The organism is Microbacterium sp. NPDC058345, from assembly GCF_042723855.1.
In the GTDB taxonomy this organism is placed as follows: domain Bacteria; phylum Actinomycetota; class Actinomycetes; order Actinomycetales; family Microbacteriaceae; genus Microbacterium.
Window position 1 is genome coordinate 1,521,984 of sequence record NZ_JBHXIG010000001.1, and the last position, 24,010, is coordinate 1,545,993.

The 24,010-nt window shown below is 70.2% G+C and carries 25 protein-coding genes and 1 riboswitch; of the genes, 13 read left to right on the forward strand and 12 right to left on the reverse strand.

Annotated elements, in window-relative coordinates; genetic code table 11:
* Positions 1 to 3: 3 nt before the first annotated feature.
* On the reverse strand, positions 4 to 1,938 hold the full coding sequence (locus tag ACFWH5_RS07160) for a D-alanyl-D-alanine carboxypeptidase (protein ID WP_378833315.1): 1,935 nt from the start codon (positions 1,936 to 1,938) through the stop codon (positions 4 to 6).
* 117 nt (positions 1,939 to 2,055) lie between these two features.
* Positions 2,056 to 2,165: riboswitch (TPP riboswitch) on the forward strand.
* Between ACFWH5_RS07160 and ACFWH5_RS07165 the strand changes: the two genes are divergently transcribed.
* The 3 genes from ACFWH5_RS07165 (at position 2,158) to ACFWH5_RS07175 (ending at position 5,034) form a co-directional block, all read left to right on the forward strand.
* Positions 2,158 to 2,790 carry an ECF transporter S component gene (locus ACFWH5_RS07165; protein ID WP_378833317.1) on the forward strand — a complete coding sequence of 211 codons (633 nt, stop codon included), beginning with the start codon at positions 2,158 to 2,160 and terminating at the stop codon, positions 2,788 to 2,790. It overlaps the preceding riboswitch by 8 nt.
* Before the next feature lies 1 nt (position 2,791).
* Complete coding sequence (locus ACFWH5_RS07170) at positions 2,792 to 4,249, forward strand: ABC transporter ATP-binding protein (protein ID WP_378833320.1); 1,458 nt, start codon at positions 2,792 to 2,794, stop codon at positions 4,247 to 4,249.
* Entirely contained in the window at positions 4,246 to 5,034 is a 789-nt protein-coding gene (locus ACFWH5_RS07175) for an energy-coupling factor transporter transmembrane component T family protein (protein WP_378833321.1), read from the forward strand. Before ACFWH5_RS07170 ends, ACFWH5_RS07175 begins: the two co-directional genes overlap by 4 nt.
* A 38-nt stretch (positions 5,035 to 5,072) precedes the next feature.
* On the opposite strand, the gene ACFWH5_RS07180 is transcribed toward ACFWH5_RS07175, so the two are convergent.
* Both ACFWH5_RS07180 and ACFWH5_RS07185 read right to left on the reverse strand, forming a co-directional pair.
* Complete coding sequence (locus tag ACFWH5_RS07180; RefSeq protein WP_378833323.1) at positions 5,073 to 5,810, reverse strand: phosphotransferase; 738 nt, start codon at positions 5,808 to 5,810, stop codon at positions 5,073 to 5,075.
* Positions 5,811 to 5,852: 42 nt separating this feature from the next.
* On the reverse strand, positions 5,853 to 6,215 hold the full coding sequence (locus tag ACFWH5_RS07185; protein ID WP_378833326.1) for a DUF488 domain-containing protein: 363 nt from the start codon (positions 6,213 to 6,215) through the stop codon (positions 5,853 to 5,855).
* 113 nt (positions 6,216 to 6,328) lie between these two features.
* Between ACFWH5_RS07185 and ACFWH5_RS07190 the strand changes: the two genes are divergently transcribed.
* Together ACFWH5_RS07190 and ACFWH5_RS07195 are read left to right on the forward strand one after the other, a co-directional pair.
* Positions 6,329 to 7,090, forward strand: coding sequence for an SDR family NAD(P)-dependent oxidoreductase (locus ACFWH5_RS07190; RefSeq protein ID WP_378833329.1), 762 nt, complete (start codon positions 6,329 to 6,331; stop codon positions 7,088 to 7,090).
* Between the two features lie 9 nt (positions 7,091 to 7,099).
* Positions 7,100 to 7,930: an SDR family oxidoreductase gene (locus ACFWH5_RS07195; RefSeq protein WP_378833330.1), complete on the forward strand. Its 831-nt coding sequence runs from the start codon at positions 7,100 to 7,102 to the stop codon at positions 7,928 to 7,930.
* Positions 7,931 to 7,956: 26 nt separating this feature from the next.
* On the opposite strand, the gene ACFWH5_RS07200 is transcribed toward ACFWH5_RS07195, so the two are convergent.
* The gene (locus ACFWH5_RS07200) at positions 7,957 to 8,685 is read right to left on the reverse strand and encodes a sulfite exporter TauE/SafE family protein (protein ID WP_378833332.1); all 729 of its coding nucleotides are present in this window, start codon (positions 8,683 to 8,685) and stop codon (positions 7,957 to 7,959) included.
* An 11-nt stretch (positions 8,686 to 8,696) separates the two neighbouring features.
* Entirely contained in the window at positions 8,697 to 9,335 is a 639-nt protein-coding gene (locus ACFWH5_RS07205; RefSeq protein ID WP_378833334.1) for a bifunctional 4-hydroxy-2-oxoglutarate aldolase/2-dehydro-3-deoxy-phosphogluconate aldolase, read from the reverse strand.
* A 173-nt stretch (positions 9,336 to 9,508) separates the two neighbouring features.
* Between ACFWH5_RS07205 and rlmN the strand changes: the two genes are divergently transcribed.
* Entirely contained in the window at positions 9,509 to 10,765 is a 1,257-nt protein-coding gene (gene rlmN / locus ACFWH5_RS07210) for a 23S rRNA (adenine(2503)-C(2))-methyltransferase RlmN (protein ID WP_378833336.1), read from the forward strand.
* 89 nt (positions 10,766 to 10,854) lie between these two features.
* On the opposite strand, the gene ACFWH5_RS07215 is transcribed toward rlmN, so the two are convergent.
* The 3 genes from ACFWH5_RS07215 to ACFWH5_RS07225 all read right to left on the reverse strand — a co-directional run bounded on the left by ACFWH5_RS07215 (position 10,855) and on the right by ACFWH5_RS07225 (position 12,765).
* Positions 10,855 to 11,337: a SixA phosphatase family protein gene (locus tag ACFWH5_RS07215; protein ID WP_378833338.1), complete on the reverse strand. Its 483-nt coding sequence runs from the start codon at positions 11,335 to 11,337 to the stop codon at positions 10,855 to 10,857.
* Positions 11,338 to 11,422: 85 nt separating this feature from the next.
* Positions 11,423 to 11,872 carry a nucleoside deaminase gene (locus ACFWH5_RS07220; RefSeq protein WP_378833340.1) on the reverse strand — a complete coding sequence of 150 codons (450 nt, stop codon included), beginning with the start codon at positions 11,870 to 11,872 and terminating at the stop codon, positions 11,423 to 11,425.
* Positions 11,869 to 12,765, reverse strand: a complete 897-nt coding sequence (locus tag ACFWH5_RS07225; protein ID WP_378833341.1) for a PhzF family phenazine biosynthesis protein — start codon at positions 12,763 to 12,765, stop codon at positions 11,869 to 11,871. The genes ACFWH5_RS07220 and ACFWH5_RS07225 overlap by 4 nt, the downstream gene beginning before the upstream one ends.
* A 93-nt stretch (positions 12,766 to 12,858) precedes the next feature.
* Here ACFWH5_RS07225 and ACFWH5_RS07230 point away from each other — a divergent pair, with 93 nt between their 5' ends.
* From ACFWH5_RS07230 to ACFWH5_RS07255, 6 genes are all read left to right on the forward strand, one after another.
* Positions 12,859 to 13,326 (forward strand): Lrp/AsnC family transcriptional regulator, encoded by a 468-nt coding sequence (locus tag ACFWH5_RS07230; protein WP_378833343.1) that lies wholly within the window; start codon positions 12,859 to 12,861, stop codon positions 13,324 to 13,326.
* Entirely contained in the window at positions 13,323 to 14,162 is an 840-nt protein-coding gene (locus ACFWH5_RS07235; protein ID WP_378833346.1) for an alpha/beta fold hydrolase, read from the forward strand. The genes ACFWH5_RS07230 and ACFWH5_RS07235 overlap by 4 nt, the downstream gene beginning before the upstream one ends.
* The gene (locus tag ACFWH5_RS07240; protein ID WP_378833348.1) at positions 14,159 to 15,070 is read left to right on the forward strand and encodes a helix-turn-helix domain-containing protein; all 912 of its coding nucleotides are present in this window, start codon (positions 14,159 to 14,161) and stop codon (positions 15,068 to 15,070) included. The genes ACFWH5_RS07235 and ACFWH5_RS07240 overlap by 4 nt, the downstream gene beginning before the upstream one ends.
* Positions 15,071 to 15,416: 346 nt before the next feature.
* A complete protein-coding gene (locus tag ACFWH5_RS07245) occupies positions 15,417 to 17,012 on the forward strand; it encodes a DUF4407 domain-containing protein (protein ID WP_378833350.1) in 1,596 nt (531 codons plus the stop codon).
* Positions 17,013 to 17,066: 54 nt separating this feature from the next.
* Positions 17,067 to 17,567 (forward strand): hypothetical protein, encoded by a 501-nt coding sequence (locus tag ACFWH5_RS07250; protein WP_378833352.1) that lies wholly within the window; start codon positions 17,067 to 17,069, stop codon positions 17,565 to 17,567.
* A gap of 9 nt (positions 17,568 to 17,576) precedes the next feature.
* Positions 17,577 to 18,590: an aldo/keto reductase family protein gene (locus ACFWH5_RS07255; RefSeq protein ID WP_378833354.1), complete on the forward strand. Its 1,014-nt coding sequence runs from the start codon at positions 17,577 to 17,579 to the stop codon at positions 18,588 to 18,590.
* Positions 18,591 to 18,684: 94 nt separating this feature from the next.
* Here the strand turns inward: ACFWH5_RS07255 and ACFWH5_RS07260 are convergent, their stop codons facing one another.
* Genes ACFWH5_RS07260 through ACFWH5_RS07275 form a run of 4 tightly spaced genes read right to left on the reverse strand, consistent with a single transcriptional unit; the run spans position 18,685 to position 23,166 of the window.
* Positions 18,685 to 19,608: a carbohydrate ABC transporter permease gene (locus ACFWH5_RS07260; RefSeq protein ID WP_378833357.1), complete on the reverse strand. Its 924-nt coding sequence runs from the start codon at positions 19,606 to 19,608 to the stop codon at positions 18,685 to 18,687.
* Positions 19,605 to 20,561, reverse strand: a complete 957-nt coding sequence (locus ACFWH5_RS07265; RefSeq protein WP_378833359.1) for a carbohydrate ABC transporter permease — start codon at positions 20,559 to 20,561, stop codon at positions 19,605 to 19,607. Before ACFWH5_RS07265 ends, ACFWH5_RS07260 begins: the two co-directional genes overlap by 4 nt.
* A 5-nt stretch (positions 20,562 to 20,566) precedes the next feature.
* The gene (locus tag ACFWH5_RS07270; protein ID WP_378833361.1) at positions 20,567 to 21,877 is read right to left on the reverse strand and encodes an ABC transporter substrate-binding protein; all 1,311 of its coding nucleotides are present in this window, start codon (positions 21,875 to 21,877) and stop codon (positions 20,567 to 20,569) included.
* A gap of 53 nt (positions 21,878 to 21,930) precedes the next feature.
* Positions 21,931 to 23,166, reverse strand: a complete 1,236-nt coding sequence (locus tag ACFWH5_RS07275) for an aminotransferase class V-fold PLP-dependent enzyme (protein WP_378833363.1) — start codon at positions 23,164 to 23,166, stop codon at positions 21,931 to 21,933.
* Positions 23,167 to 23,314: 148 nt separating this feature from the next.
* On the opposite strand from ACFWH5_RS07275, the gene ACFWH5_RS07280 reads away from it, so the two are divergent.
* On the forward strand, positions 23,315 to 24,010 hold the full coding sequence (locus ACFWH5_RS07280) for a FadR/GntR family transcriptional regulator (protein WP_378833365.1): 696 nt from the start codon (positions 23,315 to 23,317) through the stop codon (positions 24,008 to 24,010).

The window sequence follows — 24,010 nt, forward strand, 5'->3', positions numbered from 1 at the left end:
GGGTCAGTCGTTGTCGAGGCCGAAGAGCTCAAGGGGGTGGGTGAGGCGCCACCAGATGCTGGGGTCGGGGATCTCCCCCGCGAGCGTCACCGCCGTCTCGTCCGAATCGAGGGGGCCCTCCGTGGTCAGCGTGCCGACCTCCGCTCCCTTCGCGGTCTCGTCGCCGAGCGAGAACTCCGAGGATGCCGTCGCGACGGCGCCGTTCCACAGCACCACCTGCGCGTCGGCATTCGTCACCACGTCCGCTTCGGCGCCCCATTCGGTGGTGACCCGTCCGACGACCGTGCCCGCGGGAACCGTGACCGGCTGATCGACGAGAGCCTTCTCGACCTCGCCGAGCAGGCTTCTGGTCACCGCGAGGCGCGCGGCGTCGTCATCCTGCCCGAGCACGGCGGTGAAGACGCCCACCGTCGTGTCGCCGACCGGCACCTGCTTCGAGGTGAGCAGATTCCAGTGCGACAGCGTGCCGGTCTTGATGCCGGTCACGCCGGTGTCGGCCAGCATGGCATTGCTGTTGCTCACCGTGCCGGCGCCGGGGATCTCGGCCGACCGGGTGCTGACGATCTCGGCGAAGACCGGGTTCTTCATGGCGAGCTCGCCGAGGGCGACGAGGGCGGCGGGCGTGGCCACGTTGCGCTCGTCGAAGCCCGACGGGCTCACCAGGGTGATGCCCGCGATGCCGTGGTCGCTCAGCCAGGCGCGAGACGCCTCGGCGAAGCCCTGCTGCCCGCCCCACAGCTCTTCCGCGAGTCGATCGATGTAGTTGTTCGCCGAGCCGAGCAGTACGCCCTGCAGCATCTGGTACTCGGTGAGGCTTCCTCCGACGGGAACATCCAGCGCCGACTGGTTCGACCAGCGGTACTGCCAGTAGTCGCGGGCGTCGCCCTGATCGAACGCGAAGGACGGCCCCTGCTCGCCCACCTCGAGCGGCAGCTCGTCGAGCACCATCAGCACGGAGGCGACCTTCGAGATGCTGGCGATCTCGTCGGCCGATGTGGTGGAGGCCACGGTCGACAGGCCCTGCACGCCGACGGCGGCGCTTCCGGTGGACGGCCAGGTCACCGCGGCGGCGGGAGCGGGCGCCATCTCCACCTGGACCGCGGAGATCTCGGGAGCGACGGCGTGCAGCGGCCACAACAGGGTCGCCGCCACGTAGGCACCGCACAGTCCGGTGACGATGGCCAGCGGTGCCAGCACGCGCGGGCGCAGCCCGTTCCGGCGCAGGCGCGCTCCGGCGAGGATGTCGGGGGCCGGTGAATTCTCGATCGCCGAGGCCGTGGATGCCGCCGCGATGTCGTTCGCGTCGATCCAGGTCAGGGCGGTGGGCGGACGCCGCTCGTCCGCCCACTCGGTACGGACGGGCTCCGGTGCCGCGGCGGGGACGACCTCGGCGGCCTTCCGAGCGTCCTCGACAGCGGCAGGCTCCCCGCCGGTGAGGAACGCCGTCTCGTGCACCGGCTCCGACGCGACCGGCTGGACGGTCGCGACCGGGCCCGTGACAGGGAGAAGGAACGCGGTGCGCGGCAGCGTCTCGTCGTCGTCCTCCGCTTCAGGTGTGGCGACCGGCGCCTCGATCTCGTCGTCGGCGGACTCGAGGTCGCGCGTGGTGACCGGCGCCTCGGCCGGCAGCGGCGCAGCCGCCGCACGAGATGCCGGAACCGGTGCATCCGCGACACGGGCTGCCGGAACCGGCGCGACCGCGGCACGGGGCGCGGGAACCGGCGCGTCCGTGATCGCCGTCTCCGCGGGGGCGTCCGGCGTCAGGACCGCCGTGGCGGCTTCCGGCGTCAGGACCGCCGTGGCGGCATCCGACGGAGACGCATCCGTCGGCGTCTCGGCCGAGGCGCCCGGATCGCCGTCGGCGCCCGTCCGGGCGCGGTTGCGCTCACGGAGGGCGCGGCGCGTGGCCGGACGCGCGGAGTCGGGGGAGGCGGTCACTCCGCTACGGTACCCAATTCGGCGCCGCACTGCCCTGTCAGCACGCCGGGACGCTCGTCCCGTGCGTCGTGCCGCGACCTCGGACGCGCGGCGGCACCGGCCCGAGGGCTATGATCGATCTCACACCACGGGAGTCCGGCGAGCCGGGCTGAGAGGAAGCGATCCGCGCTTCGACCGTCGAACCTGATCCGGATCATGCCGGCGCAGGGAGGAGTCCAGATGAGCACATCCACGTCCGCATCCGTCCGTTCGGGCCGCATGCGTCCCGAGATCTGGCGCTGGCGCGTCGTCGACATCGTCGTCGCCAGCGTGCTCGGGGTCGCTTGCGGCTTCCTGTTCCTGGCGTGGAACGTCGGCTACCTGGGGCCGAAGGCCCTGCTCGAGCCGCTGATGCCCGGCGTGCAGGGTCTGCTCGACGGCCCCTGGCTGATCGCGGGCGTTCTGGGCGGGCTCATCATCCGCAAGGCCGGGGCGGCGATCTACGTCGAGGTCATCGCCGCGGTTGTCTCGGCGCTCGCGGGGGCACAGTGGGGCGGCTTCCTCACGATCGAGGCGGGTCTCGTGCAGGGCCTCGGCGCCGAGCTGATCTTCCTGATCTTCGCCTACCGGGTGTGGACGCTCCCCGTCGCGATCCTCGCCGGGGCGGGTGCCGCCCTGTTCGGCGGCGTCAACAACCTCATCCTGTGGTTCGCGGGCAGCGACGCCGCGTTCACCGTTGTCTACCTCATCTGCACGGTGATCTCCGGCGCGGTGCTGGCGGGCCTGCTCGGCTGGCTGCTGGCGCGTGGTCTCGCCGCCACCGGCGCTCTCGACCGGTTCGGCTCCGGCCGTGAGGTGCGAGCCCGCGTCTGACATGAGCGTGGCCGAGATCCGGCCGGCGACGGTCGAAGCACGCGGTTGGGGCTGGCGGCACGCCAGCCGGCTCGCCTGGGCGCTGCGCGACGTCTCGCTGCGGATCGACCAGGGTGAGCGCGTGCTGCTGCTCGGCGCCTCGGGCGCCGGGAAGTCGACCCTGCTGCACGGCCTCGCCGGCGTCCTCGGCGGAGACGAGGAGGGCGAGGCCGAGGGTGAGCTGCTCATCGACGGCATCCCCGCCGCCGCAGCGCGCGGACGCGCGGGGCTGGTGCTGCAGGACCCGGATTCGCAGGTGATCCTCGCCCGCGTCGGCGACGACGTCGCCTTCGGCTGCGAGAACCTCGGCGTCCCGCGCGAGGAGATCTGGCGCCGCGTCGGCCACGCGCTGGAGGCGGTGGGACTCGACGTGCCGCTCGATCGCCAGACCAAGGCGCTCTCGGGCGGGCAGAAGCAGCGGCTCGCGCTCGCAGGATCCCTGGCGATGCGGCCCGGCCTGCTGCTGCTCGACGAGCCCACGGCGAACCTCGACCCCGAAGGGGTGGTGGATGTGCGGGATGCGGTCGAGCGGATGCTGGCGGTGCAGCGCACCACCCTCATCGTCGTCGAGCATCGCCTCGACGTGTGGCTGCCCCTGATCGACCGCGTCATCGTGATCGGCGACGGCGGCGTGGTCGCCGACGGTCCGCCGGACGATGTGCTGGCCGCGCAGGGCGAGCGGCTCGCACAGGCAGGCGTCTGGGTTCCCGGCTTCGCGCCCGCATCTCCGCCGCCGCCGGCGTCCGCTCCAGGAGAGGCGCTGCTGAGCGCCCGCGAGCTGGCCGTCGCGCGCGTGCGTGGTGTCACGGTCGCCCACGGCATCGACGTCGACGTTCGTGCCGGGTCGACGCTCGCGATCACCGGCCCGAACGGCGCCGGCAAGTCGACCCTGGGGCTCACTCTCGCCGGGTTGCTGCCCGCGGCGGCGGGAGCGGTCACCGCATCCGATTCCCTCCGGGCCGGGGCGGGGCTGACACCGATCGGCTGGAGTTCGCGGCAACTGCTCACCCGCATCGGCACCGTGTTCCAGGAGCCCGAGCACCAGCTGCTGGCCACCACCGTGCGCGACGAACTGGCGATCGGACCGCGCTCTCTCGGCCTGGCGGAAGGCGAGATCTCGGCCCGTATCGACGAGCTGCTGCAGCGGCTGCGTCTCGACAGGCTCGCGAAGGCGAACCCCTACACGCTCTCGGGTGGCGAAAAGCGCCGTCTGACGGTGGCCGCCGCGCTCGCGACACGACCGCCGGTGCTCGTGCTCGACGAGCCCACCTTCGGGCAGGACGCCCGCACATGGCAGGAGCTCGTCGCCATGCTCGCCGCGCTGCGCGACGAGGGCACCGCGCTGGTCACGGTCACGCACGACCTCGACGTGGTCGCCGCGCTGCACGCCGAGCGCTTCACCCTGGCGGCACCGGCATGACCCTGCTCGACACCCGCGCGCGCACCGGCCCGATCGCGCGCATCAATCCGGTCGCCAAGCTCGGCGCGAGCGCGCTCATCGCCATCCCATTGATCCTCACCCTCGACATGGTCTCGGCGGCGGTCGCCCTCGTGCTGGAGTGCGCGCTCTTCGTGTTCGCCGGCATCGGCTGGCGCGAGTTCTGGGCGCGCACCTGGCCGGTGTGGCTGGCCGCCCCGCTCACCGGGGTGACGATCGCACTGTACGGCGAGCCGAGCGGCACCGTGCACCTGGAGTGGTTCCTGGTGCGGGTGAGCGACGGTTCGCTCGCGCTCGCCGGAGCCACTGCACTGCGCGTGCTCGCCATCGCGCTGCCGTCGGTCGTGCTGTTCCTCACGGTCGATCCCACCGACCTCGCCGACGGGCTCGCGCAGGTGCTGCGCCTGCCGGCGCGTTTCGTGCTCGGCGCCTTGGCGGGGCTGCGCATGGTGGGGCTGTTCCTCGACGACTGGCGGGCGCTCGAGCTCGCCCGGCGTGCGCGCGGAGTCGCCGATCGCGGGCGCATCCGCCGGTTCTTCGGCATGGCGTTCGCGCTGCTGGTGCTCTCGATCCGACGCGGCGCCAAGCTGTCGACCGCCATGGAGGCGCGCGGATTCGGGGCGGCCACGAAGCGCGCCTGGGCGCGGGAGTCGCGGTTCGGGCGGCGCGAGGGGGTTCTGCTGGTGATCGGCGCGTCGATCTCGAGTGTCTCGATCGTCGCGGCCGTCGCGTTCGGCACCTGGAACTTCATCCTCGGACCCGCCTGATCGCGCCCCGGCCAACAGGGGAGCCCTTGGCTACGGCCTCAGGTCGCGTTCCAGAGTTCGCGGTAGAAGGCCAGCCGTTCTCGATCCGGGGCGACGCCGTAGGCGTCGATGAGGGTGTCCTCCCAGCCGGGCCCGTAGTTCCACTCGGTGCTCATCGCGGCGACGGCGATGTCGGCCCAGCGGTCGGCGACGCCGAGAGCGGCGAGGTCGACGTGCGCGACGCCGATGCCGCCGTCGTCGATCAGCGTGTTCGGGCAGCAGGCGTCGCCGTGGCACACCACGGCGACGTCGATCGGCGGCGCGTCGCGCAGGTGCTCGGGCACCACGATGCCCCGACGGGCCGCGTTCTCGACGCGATCGGGCACGCTCCAGCTCCACGGGCACGACTCGGCGGGCACCGCGTCGTGCAGCCGCCGCAGCGCCCGGCCGATGGCGGGCACCGCGATCTCGGGCTGGGCGACCCACAGCGGCGCCACCGCGCTCTCGGCGTCGATGGCGGCGGTGACGAGCCATTCATGCCGAGCATCCTCGCCCTGGTCGATCACGCGCGGCACCGCGGTCCATCGACGCGCCCACCGCATCCGCTCCGCCTCGTCGCGCATCGAGGTCTCGGCGTTGAGCGGCCCCCACTTGATGTACCGGCTCTCCATCCCCGGGGCCGTCGCCCGGAAGGTCAAACCGCCCAGTTCGTTCTGCCAGACGCAGACGACGTCGGCCTCACCGGCCAGCATCCGCACGCGCTCGGGTGCGACCGTCGGGCTCACGGGGATCGACATGCCACCATCCTGCCGGATCAGCCGGTCGGCGGATCCGGCCGATCACCCGAGCAGCGGTCGCAGTGCCTCCTCGAGCACGATGGCGTGATTGCGCTCGGGATCATGGGCCGCGTAGACGAGCGTGACCACAGGATGCTGCTCCGGATCCGCCGCCAGCTCACGCAGGGCATCGGCGCTCTCATGACTGAGCTGCTCGCGGTACCGATCCGCGTAGACGCCCCACTCCTCGGCGGCAGCCGCGTGCCAGTCACGCCGCAGATCGGCGCTCGGTGCGATGTCCTTCGCCCACAGGTCGATATCCGCGCGCTCCTTCGACACCCCGCGCGGCCACAGCCGATCCACGAGCACCCGGAAACCGTCGTCGGCGGAGGCGGTGTCGTAGGCTCGCTTTCGACGCAGTTTCATGCCCACAGCATCCTCCCCCTGAGCGAGCCAGCGCCAGAGGAGGAACTCAGCACCACGTATGCTGAGACTCAGTCGCATGTGATGCGCGCAGAGTCGTTCGAAGGAGAACATCAATGCAGATCAGCGGACAGGGCGCCCTTGTCACCGGCGGCGCGAGCGGACTCGGCCTCGCCACCGCGCGGCGCCTGGCCGCGGCCGGGGCACAGGTCACGATCATCGACCTGCCGACCTCGGCGGGAGAGGAGATCGCGGCGGAACTCGGCGGAGCCTTCGCGGCCGCTGACGTGACCAGCGCCGACGAGGTCGCCGCCGCCGTCGCCGCCGCACAGGCCATGGCCCCGCTGCGCGTGGTCGTCAACTGCGCGGGGATCGCTCCGCCCGCCAAGGTGCTCGACCGCGACGGCAATCCCGCCGACCTGGCCGCCTTCGAGCGGATCATCCGCATCAACCTGATCGGCACCTTCAACGTCATCTCGCAGGCCGCCGCGGTCATCGCGCAGAACGAGGCGACGGAGAGCGGTGACCGCGGCGTCATCGTCAACACGGCCAGCGTCGCGGCGTTCGACGGTCAGATCGGCCAGCCCGCCTATTCGGCGTCGAAGGGCGGCGTGCACGCGATGACGCTGCCGATCGCGCGGGAGCTCGCGCGGCACGGCATCCGGGTGTGCACCATCGCCCCTGGCATCATGGAGACCCCGATGCTGGCCGGCCTGCCGCAGGCGGCCCAGGACTCCCTCGGGCAGCAGGTGCCCTACCCGTCGCGGCTGGGCAGGCCCGACGAGTACGCCACCCTCGTCGAGCACATCGTGGCCAACGACTACCTCAACGGCGAGACCATCCGCCTCGACGGCGCGATCCGCATGGCGCCGAAGTAAGGAGACGACATGTCACTGGCAGGCAAGACGATCCTGATGTCGGGCGGCAGCCGCGGCATCGGCCTGGCGATCGCCCTGAAGGCCGCGGCTGACGGTGCGAACATCGCGATGCTCGCGAAGACCGACACCCCGCATCCGAAGCTCGAGGGCACCGTGCACACCGCGGCCGAAGCCATCCGCGTCGCCGGCGGACAGGCGCTTCCCATCGTGGGCGACGTGCGCGATGACGACGACATCACCGAGGCGGTGCTGAAAGCCGCGGGCGAGTTCGGCGGCATCGACATCGTGATCAACAACGCCAGCGTGGTCGACCTGTCACGCTCGCTCGACCTCACGGCCAAGAAGTACGACCTCATGCAGGACGTCAACGTGCGCGGCACGTTCATGCTCTCCCGTGCCGCGGTGCCCCTGCTGAAAGAGGCGGCGAACCCGCACATCCTGTCGCTCTCGCCACCCCTGAACCTCACTCCGAAGTGGCTCGGCGCGCACACCGGCTACACGCTCGCGAAGTACGGCATGACGATGGTCACCCTGGGCCTGGCGGCCGAGTTCGCGGATGCCGGCATCGCGGCGAACACGCTGTGGCCGCGGACCACCATCGCGACGGCCGCGGTGCAGAACCTGCTCGGGGGTGAGCGGGTGATGGCGGCGAGCCGCACCGCCGACATCTACGCGGATGCCGCGTACGCGGTGCTGACCAGACCCGCGGGCGACTGCACCGGTCAGTCGCTCATCGTCGAGGACGTGCTCGAAGCCGACGGCGTGACGGACTTCTCGACGTACGCCGCGGTGCCCGGCACTCCGGACGACCGGCTCTTCCCGGACATCTTCCTCGACTGAGCCGTTCGCGGCCCTCGGCCGCCGGCTCAGAGCAGCAGGTACAGCGCGCCGGCGATCGTCAGCACGATCACGATGCGCTCGAACAGCCGCTGCGGCATCCGCTTCGCCAGCCGGATGCCGAGCAGCGCGCCGACGACGACGAGGGGGGCGAGCAGCAGGTCCATCCACAGCACGGCCGGCGTGACCAGGCCGATGCCGGCCAGGAAGGGCACCTTCACCAGGTTCACGATCGCGAAGAACCAGGCGGAGGTGCCGAGGAAGACCTGCACCGGCGTGCGGGTCGCGATGAAGTACATCGACATGACCGGCCCGCCGGCGTTGGCGACCATGGTGGTGAATCCGGCGAGCGTGCCGTACGACGCCGCGGCGATCGGCCCGTGGGAGCGCTGAGAGCGCCGCCGCCGCCACAGGGTGATGCCGATCATCACGAGCAGGATCACGCCGATGGTGCGCCGCACGACGGCGTCGTTTCCGAGAGCGAGGAAGGCGAAGCCCAGCAGCAGTCCGGCGACGACGGCGGGCGCCAGCCGCAGCAGTGTGCGCCAGTGCGCGTGCCGCCGGTAGGCGATCAGGGCGAACACGTCGCCGACGATGAACAGCAGCAGCATCGCGGCGGTCGACGTGCGCGCCGGCAGCACCGACGCCAGGATCACCACCGAGACGGTCGCGCCTCCGGGGATCGCCGTCTTGGAGATGCCGGCGTTGAACGCGGCGAGGGCGAGCAGCGCCCAGGCCCAGGGCGCGAGGTCGATCATCGGATGCGTGGTCAGCCGCGGACGGCGGCGAGAGCCTCTGCGAAGCGCGCGGCGCGCTGCTCGAGATCGGCCCAGTCGGATGCCGCGATCGAGCCGGAGTTCGCCAGGTCGCCTCCGGCGCCCACAGCGACCGCACCGGCCGCGAACCACTCGGACAGGTTCTCGGGCTTCACTCCGCCGGTCGGCATGAGCGGCGCATCGGGGAAGGGGCCGCGCAGCGCGCCGAGGTACGACGGACCGCCGAGCGAGGCGGGAAACACCTTCACGACGTCGACGCCGAGCGACAGGGCCGACATCACCTCGGTGGGGGTGAGCGCGCCGGTCATCACGACCCGTCCGGTGTCGAGCATGGCGCGGGTGAGGTCGGGAAGCGTGCCAGGGCAGACCAGGAACTCGGCTCCGGCATCGGCAGCGGCGACCGCCTGCTCTGGGGTGGTCACGGTGCCGGCGCCGACGTACGCGCGCTCGCCGTGGCGCGCGATCAGCTCGCGGATCACGGCGGGGGCATCCGGCGTCGAGTAGGTCACCTCGATGCCGGTGACACCGCCGCGCATGATGGCCTCCGCCGCCTCGAGGGCGGCCTCGGCCGAGGGAGCGCGCAGCACGGCGAGTACGCCGGCAGCGCGGGCGCGGGAGAGGCGGTCGGTCATGGGGGCTCCGTTCGTCGTCTTCAGTCTCTCGCGCGACGACCTGTCATTACAAGCTGGTGGGCCGATGTCTCCACCGTCTCCCATCCACGACGCCGTCTTCGCGGCGGGTCAGGACGCGAGCGGCGCCGGCATCACCAGGTGCCTCCCACCCGCCAGCCCGTACCCTTGATGTCATGCCCGCATCCGATGAGACCTCGCGCATCCGCACGACGAAGCCCCGTGCGACGACCCAGGTGCGCCCTGCGACCGAAGGCTGGACGCAGAAGAAGGATGCCGAGGGCCGCCCCCTGCTGCAGTTCGCCAGCCCGAAGCGCGGCAAGCCGCCGGTGCACCTGGCCGACATGACTCCCGGCGAGCGCGTCGAGAAGGTCAAAGAGCTCGGTCTTCCCGGTTTCCGCGCCAAGCAGCTCGCGACCCACTACTTCACCCATTACACCTCCGACCCGGCGCACATGACGGATCTGCCCGCGGCGCAGCGCGACGAGCTCGTCACCGGCATGCTGCCTCCGCTGCTCACCGAGGTGCGCCGGCTGGAGACCGATCGCGGCGACACGATCAAGTTCCTCTGGCGCCTGCACGACGGCGCCCTCGTCGAGTCGGTGCTCATGCGCTACCCCGGCCGCATCACGCTGTGCGTGTCGAGCCAGGCCGGCTGCGGCATGAACTGCCCGTTCTGCGCCACAGGGCAGGCGGGCCTGACCCGCAACATGTCGACCGCCGAGATCATCGAGCAGATCGTCCGCGCCAACCGCGTCATCGCGAGCGGCGAACTGGGCGGCAAGCGTCGCGACGACCATTCCATGGAGCGCGTGTCGAACATCGTCTTCATGGGTATGGGTGAGCCGCTCGCGAACTACAAGCGCGTCATGGATGCCGTGCGCGTGATGGTCGCGCCGCAGCCCGAGGGGCTGGGCATGAGCGCCCGTGGCATCACGGTGTCGACGGTGGGCCTGGTCCCGGCGATCCGCAAGCTCGCCGACGAGGACATCCCGGTGACCTTCGCGCTCTCGCTGCATGCCCCCGACGATCAGCTCCGCGATGAGCTGATCCCGGTGAACTCGCGCTGGAAGGTCGACGAGGCGCTGGATGCCGCTCGCGAGTACTTCGAGAAGACCGGCCGCCGTGTGTCGATCGAGTACGCCCTGATCAAGGACATGAACGATCACGGGTGGCGCGCCGATCTGCTGGCCGAGAAGCTGAACGCCCGCGGGCGTGGCTGGGTGCATGTGAATCCGATCCCGCTGAACCCGACGCCGGGCTCGATCTGGACGGCATCCGAGGTTGACGTGCAGAACGAGTTCGTACGACGCCTGAACGACGCCGGCATCCCCACCACCCTGCGCGACACCCGCGGCAAGGAGATCGACGGCGCCTGCGGTCAGCTCGTCGCGACCACCGAGGACGAGGTCGCGGCAGCCGCACTCGGCTGAGCATACGCCTCTCTCACCCGCCCCGCACCCGGCGTTCTCGAGGCGGCGATCCCGTCTGCCCGACGGCTCCGTCTGCATCGATCCAGGGTTCAGTGCGCGTCGCCCGGGGCGTGCAGCCGCAGCAGTCGGCCCGTCCCCTCGACGAGTTCTGCCCAGGCGCCGACGTCCACAGCGATCTCGGCGACCGCGCAGGTGGCCAGCTGGGTCTGCTCACCGGTGAGCTCGCCCACGGATGCGCTCATTCCCGGATTGTGACCGACGAGCATCGCGACCCCGCACTCGTCGGGCAGCGCGGCGGCGATCGCGAGGATCGTCTGGGCGGTCGCGCCGTAGAGCAGCGGCTCCTCGACCACGTCGAGCCGGAATGCTGCCGCGTACTCGTCCGCCGTGCTCCGCGCCCTGGCCGCGCTGCTCGAGACGATCCGCTCGAGCGCCACCTCCTCGTCCACGAGCCGCCTGGCCATCTCCGGGGCGTCACGGCGGCCACGGCCGTTGAGCGGCCGGTCGTGATCGGCCAGTCCGGACATGCCCCAGTCGGACTTGGCGTGGCGCGCGAGCAGCAGGGTCTTCATGGCACCAGCCTGACACTCACCGGCACCCGCGCGCACCCCGTTCCCGTGCGCACGCGGGAGCTGCGCTGCTGGGCGAGCGCGGGTTTCACTCCGCGGCGGAGTAGTACCCGATCAGGGGAACGGTGCTCTCCGGGTGCAGGTGCGGTCCGTCGACGGTCCACGGCGTGAGCGGCGACGGCGCGTTCTCGGGCTTGACCTCGGCCAGCTGTGCACCGGACAGCGCGAAGACGACGCGGCCGATGCCCGACCGCGAGATCGCCCCGGCGCACATCCCGCAGGGCTCGCAACTCGTGAACATGGTCACGAGAGAGGCATCCCGCCTGCGGAGATTGCTCGCCGCCCAGCGGGCGAGCTTGAGCTCGGGATGGGCGGTGATGTCATCGTCGCTCAGGGTGGTGTTCCGCTCCTCCGCGATGACCCGGCCGGAGGCGTCCGCGAGCAGGGAGCCGAACGGAGGGTCGCCCGCGGCTCGGGCGCTCGCGGCCAGGCCGATGGCCGATCGCAGCAGGTTCAGCTCGTTCGCGTCGAGTGTCATGCGACCAGCTCTCCTTCGGCGATGACGACGCCCCCGCCGCTGAGGCGGATGCCGTCATCGACGTGCAGTGTGAGGGTGCTCGGGCGCCCCAGCCGGGTGCCCTGTTCGATGCGGATGCTGCGGATGCCGGCGACACCTTTGTCGCGCTGCGCGAGGAGGGCCGCCAGCGGACCGGCCGCCGTGCCCGTCGCCGGGTCTTCGACGATGCCGACGGTCGGGTTGAAGAAGCGCGCGTAGGCGTCACGCTGCTCATGTTCGGGGGTCACCGTGTACACGTAGCATCCCTCGGCGCCCACGCGAGCGAGGTACGCGCGCAGTCGATCGGCGTGGGGGGATGCGGCGTCGACCGTGCGCTCGTCTGAGACCTCGACGAGCAGGTGCGGCACGCCCGTCGAGGCGACCATCGGCCCGGATGCCACTCGCTTCACCCCGATGCCGAGGATCTCGGCGAGCACGGGATCGCACCTCTGCGCGTCGCCGAAGACCGGGCTGGACTGCCCGAGTGTCACGGTGGTCGCGCCCGGGTCGCTCCGGTCGACCGAGACCGGCAGCAGCGCGTCACCGATCTGCTGCGTGAAGCAGTGGCGATCGTCGGCGAGACGGCCCGACACCGCGAGCCACACCCACGCGCCGAGCGCATTGTGACCGGCGCCCAGGACCTCGGCCCCGCTCGGAGTGAACGAGCGCAGGCGCCAGTCGGCCTCGGGCTGGTCGGGGCGCAGGATGAAGGTCGTCTCGGACTGGTTGAACTCGCGTGCGATGGACTGCATCTCGCGGGTGCTGAGCGTGTCGGCATCCGGAACCACGGGAAGCGGGTTGCCGGTCAGTGGGACGTCGGTGAACACGTCGACCCACGCGAAGTGCCTGGCCCGTCGTTCGGTGATGATCGTCATGATTCGAGCCTAGGAACGTGATCCGTGTGGAGGAAGCGCGTTTCGTCGGTGAAGTCTGGCTTTCACCGCAGATTCTGCGGTAGCTTGTGGATCATGCCGACCACCGTCACCCTCGACAGCGTTGATCGAGTTCTCCTTCAGGAACTGCAGCGCGACGCGCGGATCTCCCTCACCGACCTCGCGCAGCAGGCGCATCTGGGCGTCTCAGCCGTCCGTGCGCGGCTTCGGCGACTCGAAGAGATCGGCGTGGTCTCGGGGTATCACGCGGACGTGCTTCCCGTTCCGCTGGGGTTCGCCCTGCACGCGGTGGTGCGGATGAAGATCCACGGTGCCCTGTTCGACCAGGTCGATGCCGTCGTCGACACCGAGCCGCAGATCATCCGATGCCTGCGGATCACCGGCGAGTCCTGCTATCACCTCGAAGTGCTCGCGCGAGACATGCCTGATCTTCAGCGGATCACCACGCGGCTCGCGCAGGTCGGGTCGATCACCACGGATCTGGTGTACGAGGTGGTCACGGCGCGGCCAGCGCCGATGCCGCCCGAGGAGGCACGGCGATGAACCGCGTCCTGCAGATCTGGGGTCGCGACGTCCGCTGGGACCGGTTCGGATCCGGCCCGCCGCTGGTGATGATGCACGGCACGCCCTGGTCCTCGCAGCTGTGGCTTCCGATCGCGCGGGCGCTCGCGTCGACGTTCACCGTGCACGTGTGGGACATGCCCGGCTACGGTGCCTCGTCGAAACGCCCGGAGCACGCCGTCGATCTGGGCGTGCAGGGCGAGATCTTCGCGCAGCTGCTGCGGGAGTGGGGACTCACGCGGCCGCACGTCATCGCCCATGACTTCGGCGGCGCGGTGGCGCTGCGCGCACGGCTGCGGCACGGCGCCGAATACGCCTCGCTGACCCTCGTGGACGTCGTCGCGCTCTCGCCGTGGGGCTCACCGTTCTTCACTCTCGTCAAGGAGCACGCCGACGTGTTCCTGCAGCTGCCCTCGAGCGTGCACCGGGGCGCGATCGAGGCGTACATCCGCGGAGCGAGCCATCACGACCTGCGTCCGGACGACCTCGCCCTGCTCGTCGCGCCGTGGCTCGGCGAAGAAGGACAGAGCGCGTTCTACCGTCAGATCGCCCAGGCGGACGAGCGCTTCACCGATGAGATCGAGCCGGATTACGGGACCATCGACGAACCCGTGCACATCGTCTGGGGTGCGCAGGACTCCTGGATACCCGTCGACAGGGCCCATCGGCTGCACGCGGCCATCCCGCACTCGACGCTCACGGTGATCGAGGGTGCAGGACATCTGATCCAGCTCGACGCGCCGGCCGAGCTCGCGGCGGCCCTGCTGCGAGGGATCGGGGAACAACCGGTGACCCCTGACGGTTGGCATCCGGTATGAGCACTGCCGCCATGGATCCGGTCGCACACGACCACCCTCCGGCCGGCTGCGCGTGGACCGGGGCCACCGGCGCCGACCTCGACACGGTGCTGAACGACGTCGTGATCAGCGTCCGGGCGCAGCGGGGCGTGCGCACGACGACGGCGGAGACGCTGACCCTGGGCGGCGGGGACATCACGCTCGCGTACGTCGCAGAGGGCGAGCTGCGCACCGTCGCGCCGGACGGCTGCGCTCTGCCGCGGGGCGGCGTTCTGCTGCTCAGCGGGGCAGCACGCCATCGGATGCGCGCGAGCGCGGGCGCGCGCATCGTCATCACCGAGCTGCGGCTCGTCGGCGAAGGGGTGCATCTCGGCGACCTGCTGCCCGAGGTCGCCTGGGTCTGCGGTTTCGATCGCGCCGAGCCGGCCGCTGCCGCCCTGGTCGAGCATCTGGACAGCACCGCCGAGGCGGGTGACCTCGTGCGCAGCGGTGATCGGGCGATCGGCCGGATGCTGGCCACGGTCCTGCTGCAATCGGCGATACGCGCGTGGGCGCTGGGCTGCGCGCCGGCCGGCTGGCCCGCCCGCAGCGAGGATCCGTTCCTGGCCCGTGCGATCGAGGCGATTCACGCCGAGCCGGATCGCGCGTGGACCGTCGATCTGCTCGCCGGCATCAGCGCGATGTCGCGGTCGCGCTTCGCCGAGCGGTTCCGCGCGGCGGTGGACTGCTCACCCGCCGGCTATGTGGCGCTCGTGCGCATGCGCGCGGCACGGGACATGCTCTCGCGCGGAGAGGGCGTGAGCGCGGTCGCACACGCGCTCGGCTACGGCTCCGACGAGGGATTCCGCAGAGCGTTCCGACGACATCACGGCCTCGCGCCGTCGGTGTGGCGTGCGAAGCATCCGTCGCAGGCGATCACCGCCGGGTGAGGAACATGGCCGCGGCCGACACCGTGTGATCGAGAGAGCCCGGTGCGAACGGCCGGGGGCCGGCGTGCGGTCGCCGAGGCCCGCGCGTCCGCATCCGTGCGCGCTTCCACAGGATCTCGACGGCGGTGCTTATGGCGGTGAACCCTGCGCGGGCGCGCATCGGCGCGCGATCCGCAGGCGTGATCCGTGTCGTGTCTGTCATGATTCCAGCGTCGTGAGTGGGCGGCGCGGATACCGGACCGACCGTCCGGCGGCATCCGACCGGACGTCCAGAGCCGCGGCAAGCTGAGAGCGCGTGCAGGGATCATCCGGGAGTCCCACAGCCGCGTTTTTCTACCCTCGAGGGATGTCCTACTCCGCGCATCGCCCTGGCCGGATGGATTCCCAGGGTCGCCTCTCGTTCGAGACCGACGTTCCCGACGGCACGGTCAGCGACGACGACCTCGACTTCCTGCGCCGCTTCGAGCCGGCCGGCTCTGAGCTGGCGCGGGCGACGGATGCCGCGGACGCGACCACGCACCCGACCGACGTCTCCGACCCGTCCGACGTCTCCGACCCGTCCGTCGGCGACGGCGGGCAGGCGATCGCCGTGCCGGCATCCTCGCCCCGTCGCGCTCCCCGGCCGAAGCGCGAACGGAAGCCGCGCACCCCTGGCTCGCGCCTTCGCGCGATGGCGATCCTCGGCGGAGCCGACGGCGAGGTGCTCGACCGCGTACCCGGCGAGACGCCGCGCTTCGTGCAGATGTTCTTCGTGCTCCTCGGCACCGCGCTCATCTCGGCGATCTCCATGCTCTTCGCCCTCACCACCGGGGTGCAGGTCGCGATCTGGGTGGCGGTGCCGCTCGCGCTCGTCTGGGCGGCGATCATCTTCAACCTCGATCGCTTCCTCACCTCGACGATGACGTCGACGCGCCGCATCGGCAAGCTGATCGGTCTGGCGCTGCCGCGCGTCGCGATGGCCGCGCTGATCGGCTTCCTCGTCGCGGAGCCGCTCGTGCTGCAGGTGTTCCACAACGACATCGCCCGTGAGGTCGCCGCCACCAACATCGTGCAGGCCCAGCAGGATCAGGACGCGCTCGAGAGCGGGCCCGAAAAGAAGGCGCTGGATGCGGCATCCGAGCGCGTCACCACCCTCGAGAACCAGGCGGCCACGGGGATCGTCGCCGGCACCGAATCTGGCTCCGCCACGACGTCCGCCGCGCAGGGCACGATCGACGACATCACCGCGAAGATGGCCGAGCAGCAAAAGGTGATCGACTCCGCCCGGGCGCTGTACCAGTGCGAGCTGACGGGTGAGGGTGCCGGCGAGGTGCCGGGCTGCACCGGCGTGAACGGCGAAGGCTCCAGCTCGGATGCCGCGAAGGCGCAGCTCGCGCAGGCGCAGCAGACCTATGACGGACTCGCCGCACAGCTGCGCACGGCGAACGACGAGCTCGCGGCGGCCGAGACGACGGCGAAGCAGAACACCGCCGCCTCGGAGCAGACGAACCGCCAGCAGGCCCAGGACCAGCTGCCCGCGGCACGGGACGCCTACGCGCAGGCGCTCGCCGCGTACAACGCGCGCGCCGATGCGGTCGCGCAGGGCAACGCCGGCGCGATCGGCCTGCTCAGTCAGATCAGCGGGCTGAACCGGCTCGCCGAGAAGGAACCCACGATCTTCTGGGCGCACTGGCTCATCGCCGCGCTGTTCTTCATGATCGAACTGCTGCCGGTCATCGTGAAGGTGCTGACCAGTTGGGGAGACCCGTCGCTGTACGAGAAGGCTGCGGCGATCCGCAGGCAGGTCGACCTCGACCGCGTCACGGCCGAAGGGTTCCGTGACAGGGCGGCGATCGTCACGACGCCGGATGCCGCAGCATCCGATCCTGCGCCGGCTTCCGCGGCCGCGGCGCCGGCCGAGCCCCAGACGCGCGCCGAGCGACGCGAGACCGTCGCGGTGTAGTTCATCGCGTACGGCGTCCGCCTGAGGCTCGCACCGCTGTGAGAGCATGACCTCATGAACCGGGACGCTCGTGTGACAGCCTCGATCTCGATCGCGGGTGTGGTCGCGGTCACGCTCTATGCGGCGTGGGCGGCGGTGCAGATCCTCGTGCTGAACCCGATGGCCGTCGTGCCCGGTCGTTCGCTCGCCGAGATCCACGCCGAGATGGAAGCCGTCGGCGAACGGATGAACATCGTTCTTCCTCTCGTGGTGCTCGGCCTCGGTGTCGTGATCGCCGTCATCGTCGCGAGGGCGGCGATCGGCTCGCGGATGGCACCGCTGGGCGCCACGCAGCTGTTCCTCACCGTGCTGGGTTTCGGTGCGCCGGCGTACTTCGTCGCCTCGTTCGGGACGGGCATGAACCTCGCCGACGCGTACAACGTCTCCGGCGGCGACCAGTCGCCCTGGGCGATTCCGCTGTACCTCGTGAGCACGCTGTCGTTCCTCGGGGTGATCGTGGTCACCGTGCGGCACTCCCGTGCCCGTCGGGGGCCCACCGTCGCATCCGCGCGCTAGCGTTGGATCATGGTCAACTATCGCTACCTCGGCAACAGCGGATTCAAGGTCTCGGAGATCACCTACGGCAACTGGGTGACGCACGCCTCACAGGTCGAGGATGACGCAGCCGTCGCCACCGTGCACGCCGCGCTCGACGCCGGGATCACCACGTTCGACACCGCCGACACCTACGCCAACACGGCGGCAGAGGTGGTGCTCGGCAAGGCGCTGGCCGGTCAGCGCCGCGCCGGGCTGGAGATCTTCACCAAGGTGTACTTCCCGACCGGACCCAAGGGCCCGAACGACACCGGCCTCAGCCGCAAGCACATCATGGAGTCGATCAACGGCTCGCTGGAGCGCCTCGGCACCGACTACGTCGACCTGTACCAGGCGCACCGCTACGACCACGAGACCCCGCTCGAAGAGACGATGCAGGCCTTCGCCGATGTCGTGCGCCAGGGCAAGGCGCTGTACATCGGCGTCTCGGAGTGGACAGCCGAGCAGCTGCGTGAGGGGCACGCGCTGGCCACGCAGCTCGGCTTCCAGCTGATCTCGAACCAGCCGCAGTACTCCATGCTGCACCGCGTGATCGAGGGCAAGGTCGTGCCCGCCTCCGAAGAGCTCGGTATCTCGCAGATCGTCTGGTCGCCGATGGCGCAGGGCGTGCTGAGCGGCAAGTACCTGCCCGGCCAGCCGGTGCCCGAGGGGTCGCGCGCCACCGACCCGCACTCCGGCGCGCACTTCATCGAGCGCCTGCTGAAGGACGACATCCTCGAGGCCGTGCAGAAGCTCAAGCCCATCGCCGCCGAGGCCGGGCTCACGATGCCGCAGCTCGCGATCGCGTGGGTGCTGCAGAACGAGAACGTCGCGGCCGCCCTGGTCGGAGCATCCCGCCCCGAGCAGCTCGCCGAGACGGTGAAGGCATCCGGTGTGACGCTGGATGCCGACGTCATGTCGGCCATCGACACCGCCCTCACCGGCGTGGTGAACGACGACCCGGAGGATACCTACGCCGTCTCGCCGAAGGCCCGGCTGGTCTGACGTGCGCTGAGACCCCCACCTGACGCCGAGACCCCCTGCTGCAGACGTCTGCAGCAGGGGGTCTCGGCGGTAGGGCGGGGTGTCGCCGGAAAGGCTACTCCTTCACGGCTCCCGAGGTGAGACCCTGCACGATCCATCGGCTGGCGAGGGCGAACATCGCCATCGTCGGCAGGATGGTCAGCACGGCCGCGGCCGACATGGAGCCCCAGTCGATGTTGAACGTCGAGATGAATCCGTTCAGGGCCGACGGCACCGTGCGGTTGGCGTCGGTGTTCATCAGGACCACCGACAGGAACAGCTCGTTCCAGCAGTTCACGAAGTTGAAGATGAACGCCGCGATGATGCCGGGCGTCATCACCGGCACGAGCACGCGGAACAGCGCGCCGAGGCGCGAGCATCCGTCGATCATCGCCGCCTCTTCGAGAGCGTCGGGTACGTTCTCGAAGAATCCGCGCAGCATCACCGTCGAGAACGGGATGCAGATCGCGATGTACACCAGGATCAGTCCCGGCTTGGTGTCGACGAGACCGAGGTCGCTCATCATCGAATACAGCGGTCCGAGGGCGATGAACGCGGGGATCATCTGCGTGAGCAGGAACGCGATCAGCACCGCGCCCTTGCCGCGGAACTCGAAGCGGGCCAGCACGTAGGCGCTGAGCAGCGCGATCAGCGTCGCTACGGCACCCGCGGTGACCGCCACCAGCGCCGAGTTGCCGAGGAAGACACCGAAGGAGCTCTTCTCGAACAGGCTGACGTAGTTCTCCAGCGACGGCTCACTGGGCCAGTACTCGATCGGGTAGCGGTTGATCGTTCCCGGAGACTTGAACGAGGTCAGCGCGATCCAGTACAGCGGGAACAGCGTGATGATCAGCCAGAGCCCGAGCCCGACGACGCGCACGACGCCGCCGACCGTGACCCTGCGCGGACCGCGCGGGGCCGATGCCGGGTCCAGCACGGTCACGCGCCGCGTCTCGGTGAGGGAGGAGCGGGTGCTCGAAGCACCGGTCATCGTCGTCATCGCTGAGCCCTCCGCATCGCCATCAGATAGAACGCGCAGAACACGAACAGGAACGCGACGACGATCAGGCCGATGGCGCTCGCGATGCCGTAGTTGCCCTGCTGGGTGTAGTTGATCATCCAGGTGGTGACGATGTGCGTCTGGTTGGCGGGGCCGCCGCCGGTCATCGCCCAGATGATGTCGGGGAAGTTGAAGATCCAGATCACCCGCAGCAGCACCGTGAGGAACAGCGTCATGGAGATGTACGGGATGATGATCGAGAACAGCTGACGCGCCTTGCCCGCACCGTCGAGGCTGGCGGCCTCGAGCACGTCATCGGGCACGGACTGCAGGGCGGCGAGGATCATGATGGCGAAGAAGGTGACGCCGTACCAGATGTTCGCCGTGATCACGGCGAACATCGCCAGCTTCGGGTCGGCCAGCCAGGGCAGCGGGGCCTCGATGAGCCCGGCCTTCATGAGCAGGTCGTTCACGACGCCGAACTCGGCGTTGAACATCCAGCGGAACAGCATCCCGATCAGAAAGCCCGATACGGCCCACGGGAAGAACACCAGCGCCTGATAGAGGCCGCGGAAACGGAAGCGCTTGCGCAGGGCGAGGGCGATGAGGAACCCGATCACCAGCTGGGGCACCAGCGAGGCGACCACCCAGAGCACCGAGTTCCAGGCCACCGTGGCGAACGCGGGGTCCTGGAACACGGTGACGAAGTTCTGGAAACCGACGAACGGCGTCGCGGTGAGATCCCACAGGTTCCAGTCGTGGAACGCCATGCGCGCGCCCTGCAGCATGGGCGCATAGGTGAACCAGCACACGAACACGATCGCCGGGACCATGAACGCCAGCAGCGTCAGCGCGTGCCGGCCGCGGAACGCGCGGCGGCGGGAGGGGGAGGCCCCGCCGGCGGTGCCGGCGGAGCCCCTCCTGCGGACGGGAGTCAGTGTCTGGCCCGACAAGGTGATCAGCCCTTCTCCGCGGCGTACTTCTCCGTCCAGAACTCATCCCACGAGGTGAGCAGCTCCTTCGTGGTCATGTCGCCGAGCAGCACCTTCTGCACGTCCTGATCGGACTTCTGGATCCACTCGGTCCACCAGCTGACGCCGCGCGGCTGACGAACGTTGACGTAGGTCTCCGGGTCCTCGGTCATCGTGACGTAGCTGGTCCACGGACCGGTCTTGTAGAACTCGTCATCGGATGCGGACGTCACGATCGGCACCAGGCTGTTCGCCTGGGCGAACTCGGTGGCCGGCTCCTCGGAGGCGAGGAACTGCACCAGCTTGACCGCCGCCTCCTTGTTGGCGCTGTTCTCGGCGACGCCCCAGCCCGCGACGGCGAGCGGCTGCGCGGCCTTGCCGCTCGGGCCGACCAGCAGCGGGGCGGTGTCCCACTGGTCCTCCTTCAGCGACGAGTCCTGCACGGTGGCGATGACCTCGGGATCCTGCAGCAGGAACGCGGTCGAGCCGTTGGTGAAGCCGGCGACCATCTCGGGATAACCCCATGACACGGCCGACGGGGGCGACGCCTGCTCGAAGAGCGCGAAGTAGTCGTCCACGGCCTCCTGCGCCTCGGGCGCCGAGAACATCGTGTCGCCGTTCTTCAGCAGGAACGCGTCGTCGATGTTCAGGTCGTCGATCGTGTACGCCTCGATGGCCGCGACGACGTTGCTGTTGGCGTTCTGACCGCCGCGGAACGCATAGCCGTAGGTGTTCTTCGCCGGGTCCTGGATCTCGGAAGCCTGCTCCAGCAGGTCCTTCCAGCTGTGCGGCGGACCGTCGAAGCCGGCTTGCTCGACGAGGTCCGTGCGGTAGAACAGCGACAGCCCGTAGAAGCCGTAGGGCAGGAAGTAGCTCTTGCCGTCCTCGGCCACCGACGCCGACTGGGCGTTCTCGGTGAGCGCGTCCCAGCCGTCCCACGCCTTGAGGTCTTCGGTCAGGTCGTACAGCCAGCCGTTGTTCGAGAACGGGCCGACGGTGATGTCGCGCACCTCGAGCACGTCGACGCCCTTGCCCGACTGCAGCATCTGCTGGATCTTCTGATCCGCCTGCTCGGTGGGCGGCGAGACCAGGCTGACCTTGATGTCGGGGTTCTCCTGCTCGAACTTGTCGAGCAGACCGCGGATCAGCTCGGTGCGCGCCGGATTGGTCAGGCTCTCGACCATCTGCAGGGTGACCTTGCCGTCTTCTGCCTGGCCGCCCCCTGAGGAGCATCCGGTGAGTGCGAGGGCGGCGACCATGCCGATCCCCGCGGCTGTCGTCAAGAACTTGTGCTTCACGATGTGCCTCTCTGTGGTGGGTTGTGGATCTTCTGGGTGGTGATTCGGGGGAATCAGGCGAGGGTGGTCGCCGTCGGGATGCGGATGCCGGCGCGCCGCAGGATCTGCGGCACGCAGCGCTCCGCGAACACGTGGAAGTCGGACGCCTCGGTGTACAGGTGCGCCGACAGGCGGAAGTAGCCGATGCCGCGGAAGCTGGTGAAGGCCGTCTCGACGCCGAGCTCGTCGAAGAGGTCCATGCGCAGGGCGTCAGCCTCCTCGCGGGATGCGCCGAGTCCGTCCGGGAGGCGCACCAGACGCATGGAGGGCACCGGCGAGGGGAGTGGTGTGAGCGGGTCCTGCGTGCTGAACGGGCGCAGGGCGTCGGCGATGATCTCGGCACCGGCATCCGCGATCTGCGCCATGCTGCGCCGGGCTGCGGCCCAGCCGTACTCCGACTCGATGAAGTCGATCGCCGCGGGAGTGGCGATGTAGGTCGTGGCGTCGATCGTGCCCTGCGTGTCGAACCGGTGCGGGAACGGCTCGGGTGCACCCCACGAGTCGATCAGCGGCCACAGCTCCTGACGGTCGGGAGCGCCGGTGACGAGCAGCGCCGAGCCGCGCGGGGCGCACGGCCACTTGTGCAGGTTGCCGAACCACCAGTCACCGCCGCCGTGGACGGCTGCGTCGGCGACGAGACCGGGGGCGTGGGCGCCGTCCACGAGAGTGCGCACGCCGCGCTCCGCGGCGAGGTCGGCGATGCGGCGCGTGGGCAGCATCCGGGCCGTCGGCGAGGTGATCTGGTCGACGACGATCAGCCGGGTGCGCGGGGTGAGTGCGTCGGCGAACCGCTGCACCACCTCGCCGTCGGATGCCAGCAGGGGCAGCTCGACCGCCCGCACCGCCGCGCCGAAGCGCCGGGCGAGGCGCTGCGCGCCCATGGTGACGGCGCCGTAGCCGTGGTCGGTGACGAGGATCTCGTCTCCGGCCTCCAGGCGCAGCGCGTTGTAGACGACGGTCGCGGCCGCCGAGGCGTTCGGCACGAAGGCGCTGTCCTCGGGGCGGGCACCCACGAACGGTGCGGTGCGCTCCCTGGCCTCGCGCACGTGGTCGGCGATGCGCGGGAACCATCCCACCGGACTGAGATCGGCGCGGCGGCGCAGTTCGTCCTGCACGGCGACGACGGCGGTGGGCACGGCGCCGAAAGATCCGTGGTTCAGGTGGATCACGTCCGGATCGAGCGGCCAGGCGTCGCGTGCGCGCTCGTAGGATGTCAGCCGGATCGGCGGGAACGGCGTCGCCGTGGTCATGCTTCCTCGCAAGGGGTCGTAACTTGTTGCACAACTTTGCCACATAAACGCCCGAAATGCGATTCTGCGTCGCAGATCCGTCGTAGTTGTCATACGAATCGCGATCGTGGTTGACTCTGATCAGCGAATCGCGGGTCACGGAGGATCAATGAGCGCACTCGACACGGCTCTGCACGGGCTGCGATCGCTGATCGCCGACGGCACCCTGCGACCCGGTGATCGCCTGCCGAGCGAGGGGGAGCTGTGCGAGCAGCTCGGCGTCTCGCGCGGATCGCTGAGAGAGGCCATCCGGATGCTGGCGGCCCTCGGCGTGCTCGAGACGCGGCACGGCTCCGGCAGCTACGTGGGCGACTTGAACGCCGCCGACCTCATCGGCAGCCTGTCGCTGACGGTCGGACTGCTGCCGCTCGACGCGATCCTCGAGCTGTACGAGCTGCGTCGCGCCCTGGAGGCGCATGCGTCGTCGCTCGCGGCGGCCAGGGTGGACGACGGCGTGCTGCTCGAGCTCGACGCTCTGCTCGCCGAGATGGAGGCGTCGCAGGACGACGACGAGCATTCCCGCCTCGACCATCTCTTCCACATGCGGATCGCCGAGATCGCCGGCAACTCCGCTCTCGCCAGTCTGCTCGCCGTGTTCCGCGCTCGCTCGCGGGCGTACCGCATCTTCCGCACCGACAGCGCAGCCGAGATCAAGGCGCTCTCCGACGCCGGCCACCGCGCGATCCTGCGCGCTCTGCAGTCGCGTGATCCCGTCGCCGCCTCCGCCGCGGCGGCCGGGCACGTCGCGCAGACCGAATACTGGTTGCGCAGGCTGCAGCCGGATGCCGTCGGCCTGACCGACTGA

What these genes read in the sequence shown, in the direction of transcription:
- ACFWH5_RS07165 (WP_378833317.1), top strand. Translation starts at nt 2,158, where the DNA reads ATGAGCACATCCACGTCCGCATCCGTCCGTTCGGGCCGCATGCGTCCC.
- ACFWH5_RS07170 (WP_378833320.1), top strand. Translation starts at nt 2,792, where the DNA reads ATGAGCGTGGCCGAGATCCGGCCGGCGACGGTCGAAGCACGCGGTTGG.
- ACFWH5_RS07175 (WP_378833321.1), top strand. Translation starts at nt 4,246, where the DNA reads ATGACCCTGCTCGACACCCGCGCGCGCACCGGCCCGATCGCGCGCATC.
- ACFWH5_RS07180 (WP_378833323.1), bottom strand. Translation starts at nt 5,810, where the DNA reads ATGTCGATCCCCGTGAGCCCGACGGTCGCACCCGAGCGCGTGCGGATG.
- ACFWH5_RS07185 (WP_378833326.1), bottom strand. Translation starts at nt 6,215, where the DNA reads ATGAAACTGCGTCGAAAGCGAGCCTACGACACCGCCTCCGCCGACGAC.
- ACFWH5_RS07190 (WP_378833329.1), top strand. Translation starts at nt 6,329, where the DNA reads ATGCAGATCAGCGGACAGGGCGCCCTTGTCACCGGCGGCGCGAGCGGA.
- ACFWH5_RS07195 (WP_378833330.1), top strand. Translation starts at nt 7,100, where the DNA reads ATGTCACTGGCAGGCAAGACGATCCTGATGTCGGGCGGCAGCCGCGGC.
- ACFWH5_RS07200 (WP_378833332.1), bottom strand. Translation starts at nt 8,685, where the DNA reads ATGATCGACCTCGCGCCCTGGGCCTGGGCGCTGCTCGCCCTCGCCGCG.
- ACFWH5_RS07205 (WP_378833334.1), bottom strand. Translation starts at nt 9,335, where the DNA reads ATGACCGACCGCCTCTCCCGCGCCCGCGCTGCCGGCGTACTCGCCGTG.
- rlmN (WP_378833336.1), top strand. Translation starts at nt 9,509, where the DNA reads ATGCCCGCATCCGATGAGACCTCGCGCATCCGCACGACGAAGCCCCGT.
- ACFWH5_RS07215 (WP_378833338.1), bottom strand. Translation starts at nt 11,337, where the DNA reads ATGAAGACCCTGCTGCTCGCGCGCCACGCCAAGTCCGACTGGGGCATG.
- ACFWH5_RS07220 (WP_378833340.1), bottom strand. Translation starts at nt 11,872, where the DNA reads ATGACACTCGACGCGAACGAGCTGAACCTGCTGCGATCGGCCATCGGC.
- ACFWH5_RS07225 (WP_378833341.1), bottom strand. Translation starts at nt 12,765, where the DNA reads ATGACGATCATCACCGAACGACGGGCCAGGCACTTCGCGTGGGTCGAC.
- ACFWH5_RS07230 (WP_378833343.1), top strand. Translation starts at nt 12,859, where the DNA reads ATGCCGACCACCGTCACCCTCGACAGCGTTGATCGAGTTCTCCTTCAG.
- ACFWH5_RS07235 (WP_378833346.1), top strand. Translation starts at nt 13,323, where the DNA reads ATGAACCGCGTCCTGCAGATCTGGGGTCGCGACGTCCGCTGGGACCGG.
- ACFWH5_RS07240 (WP_378833348.1), top strand. Translation starts at nt 14,159, where the DNA reads ATGAGCACTGCCGCCATGGATCCGGTCGCACACGACCACCCTCCGGCC.
- ACFWH5_RS07245 (WP_378833350.1), top strand. Translation starts at nt 15,417, where the DNA reads ATGTCCTACTCCGCGCATCGCCCTGGCCGGATGGATTCCCAGGGTCGC.
- ACFWH5_RS07250 (WP_378833352.1), top strand. Translation starts at nt 17,067, where the DNA reads ATGAACCGGGACGCTCGTGTGACAGCCTCGATCTCGATCGCGGGTGTG.
- ACFWH5_RS07255 (WP_378833354.1), top strand. Translation starts at nt 17,577, where the DNA reads ATGGTCAACTATCGCTACCTCGGCAACAGCGGATTCAAGGTCTCGGAG.
- ACFWH5_RS07260 (WP_378833357.1), bottom strand. Translation starts at nt 19,608, where the DNA reads ATGACGACGATGACCGGTGCTTCGAGCACCCGCTCCTCCCTCACCGAG.
- ACFWH5_RS07275 (WP_378833363.1), bottom strand. Translation starts at nt 23,166, where the DNA reads ATGACCACGGCGACGCCGTTCCCGCCGATCCGGCTGACATCCTACGAG.
- ACFWH5_RS07280 (WP_378833365.1), top strand. Translation starts at nt 23,315, where the DNA reads ATGAGCGCACTCGACACGGCTCTGCACGGGCTGCGATCGCTGATCGCC.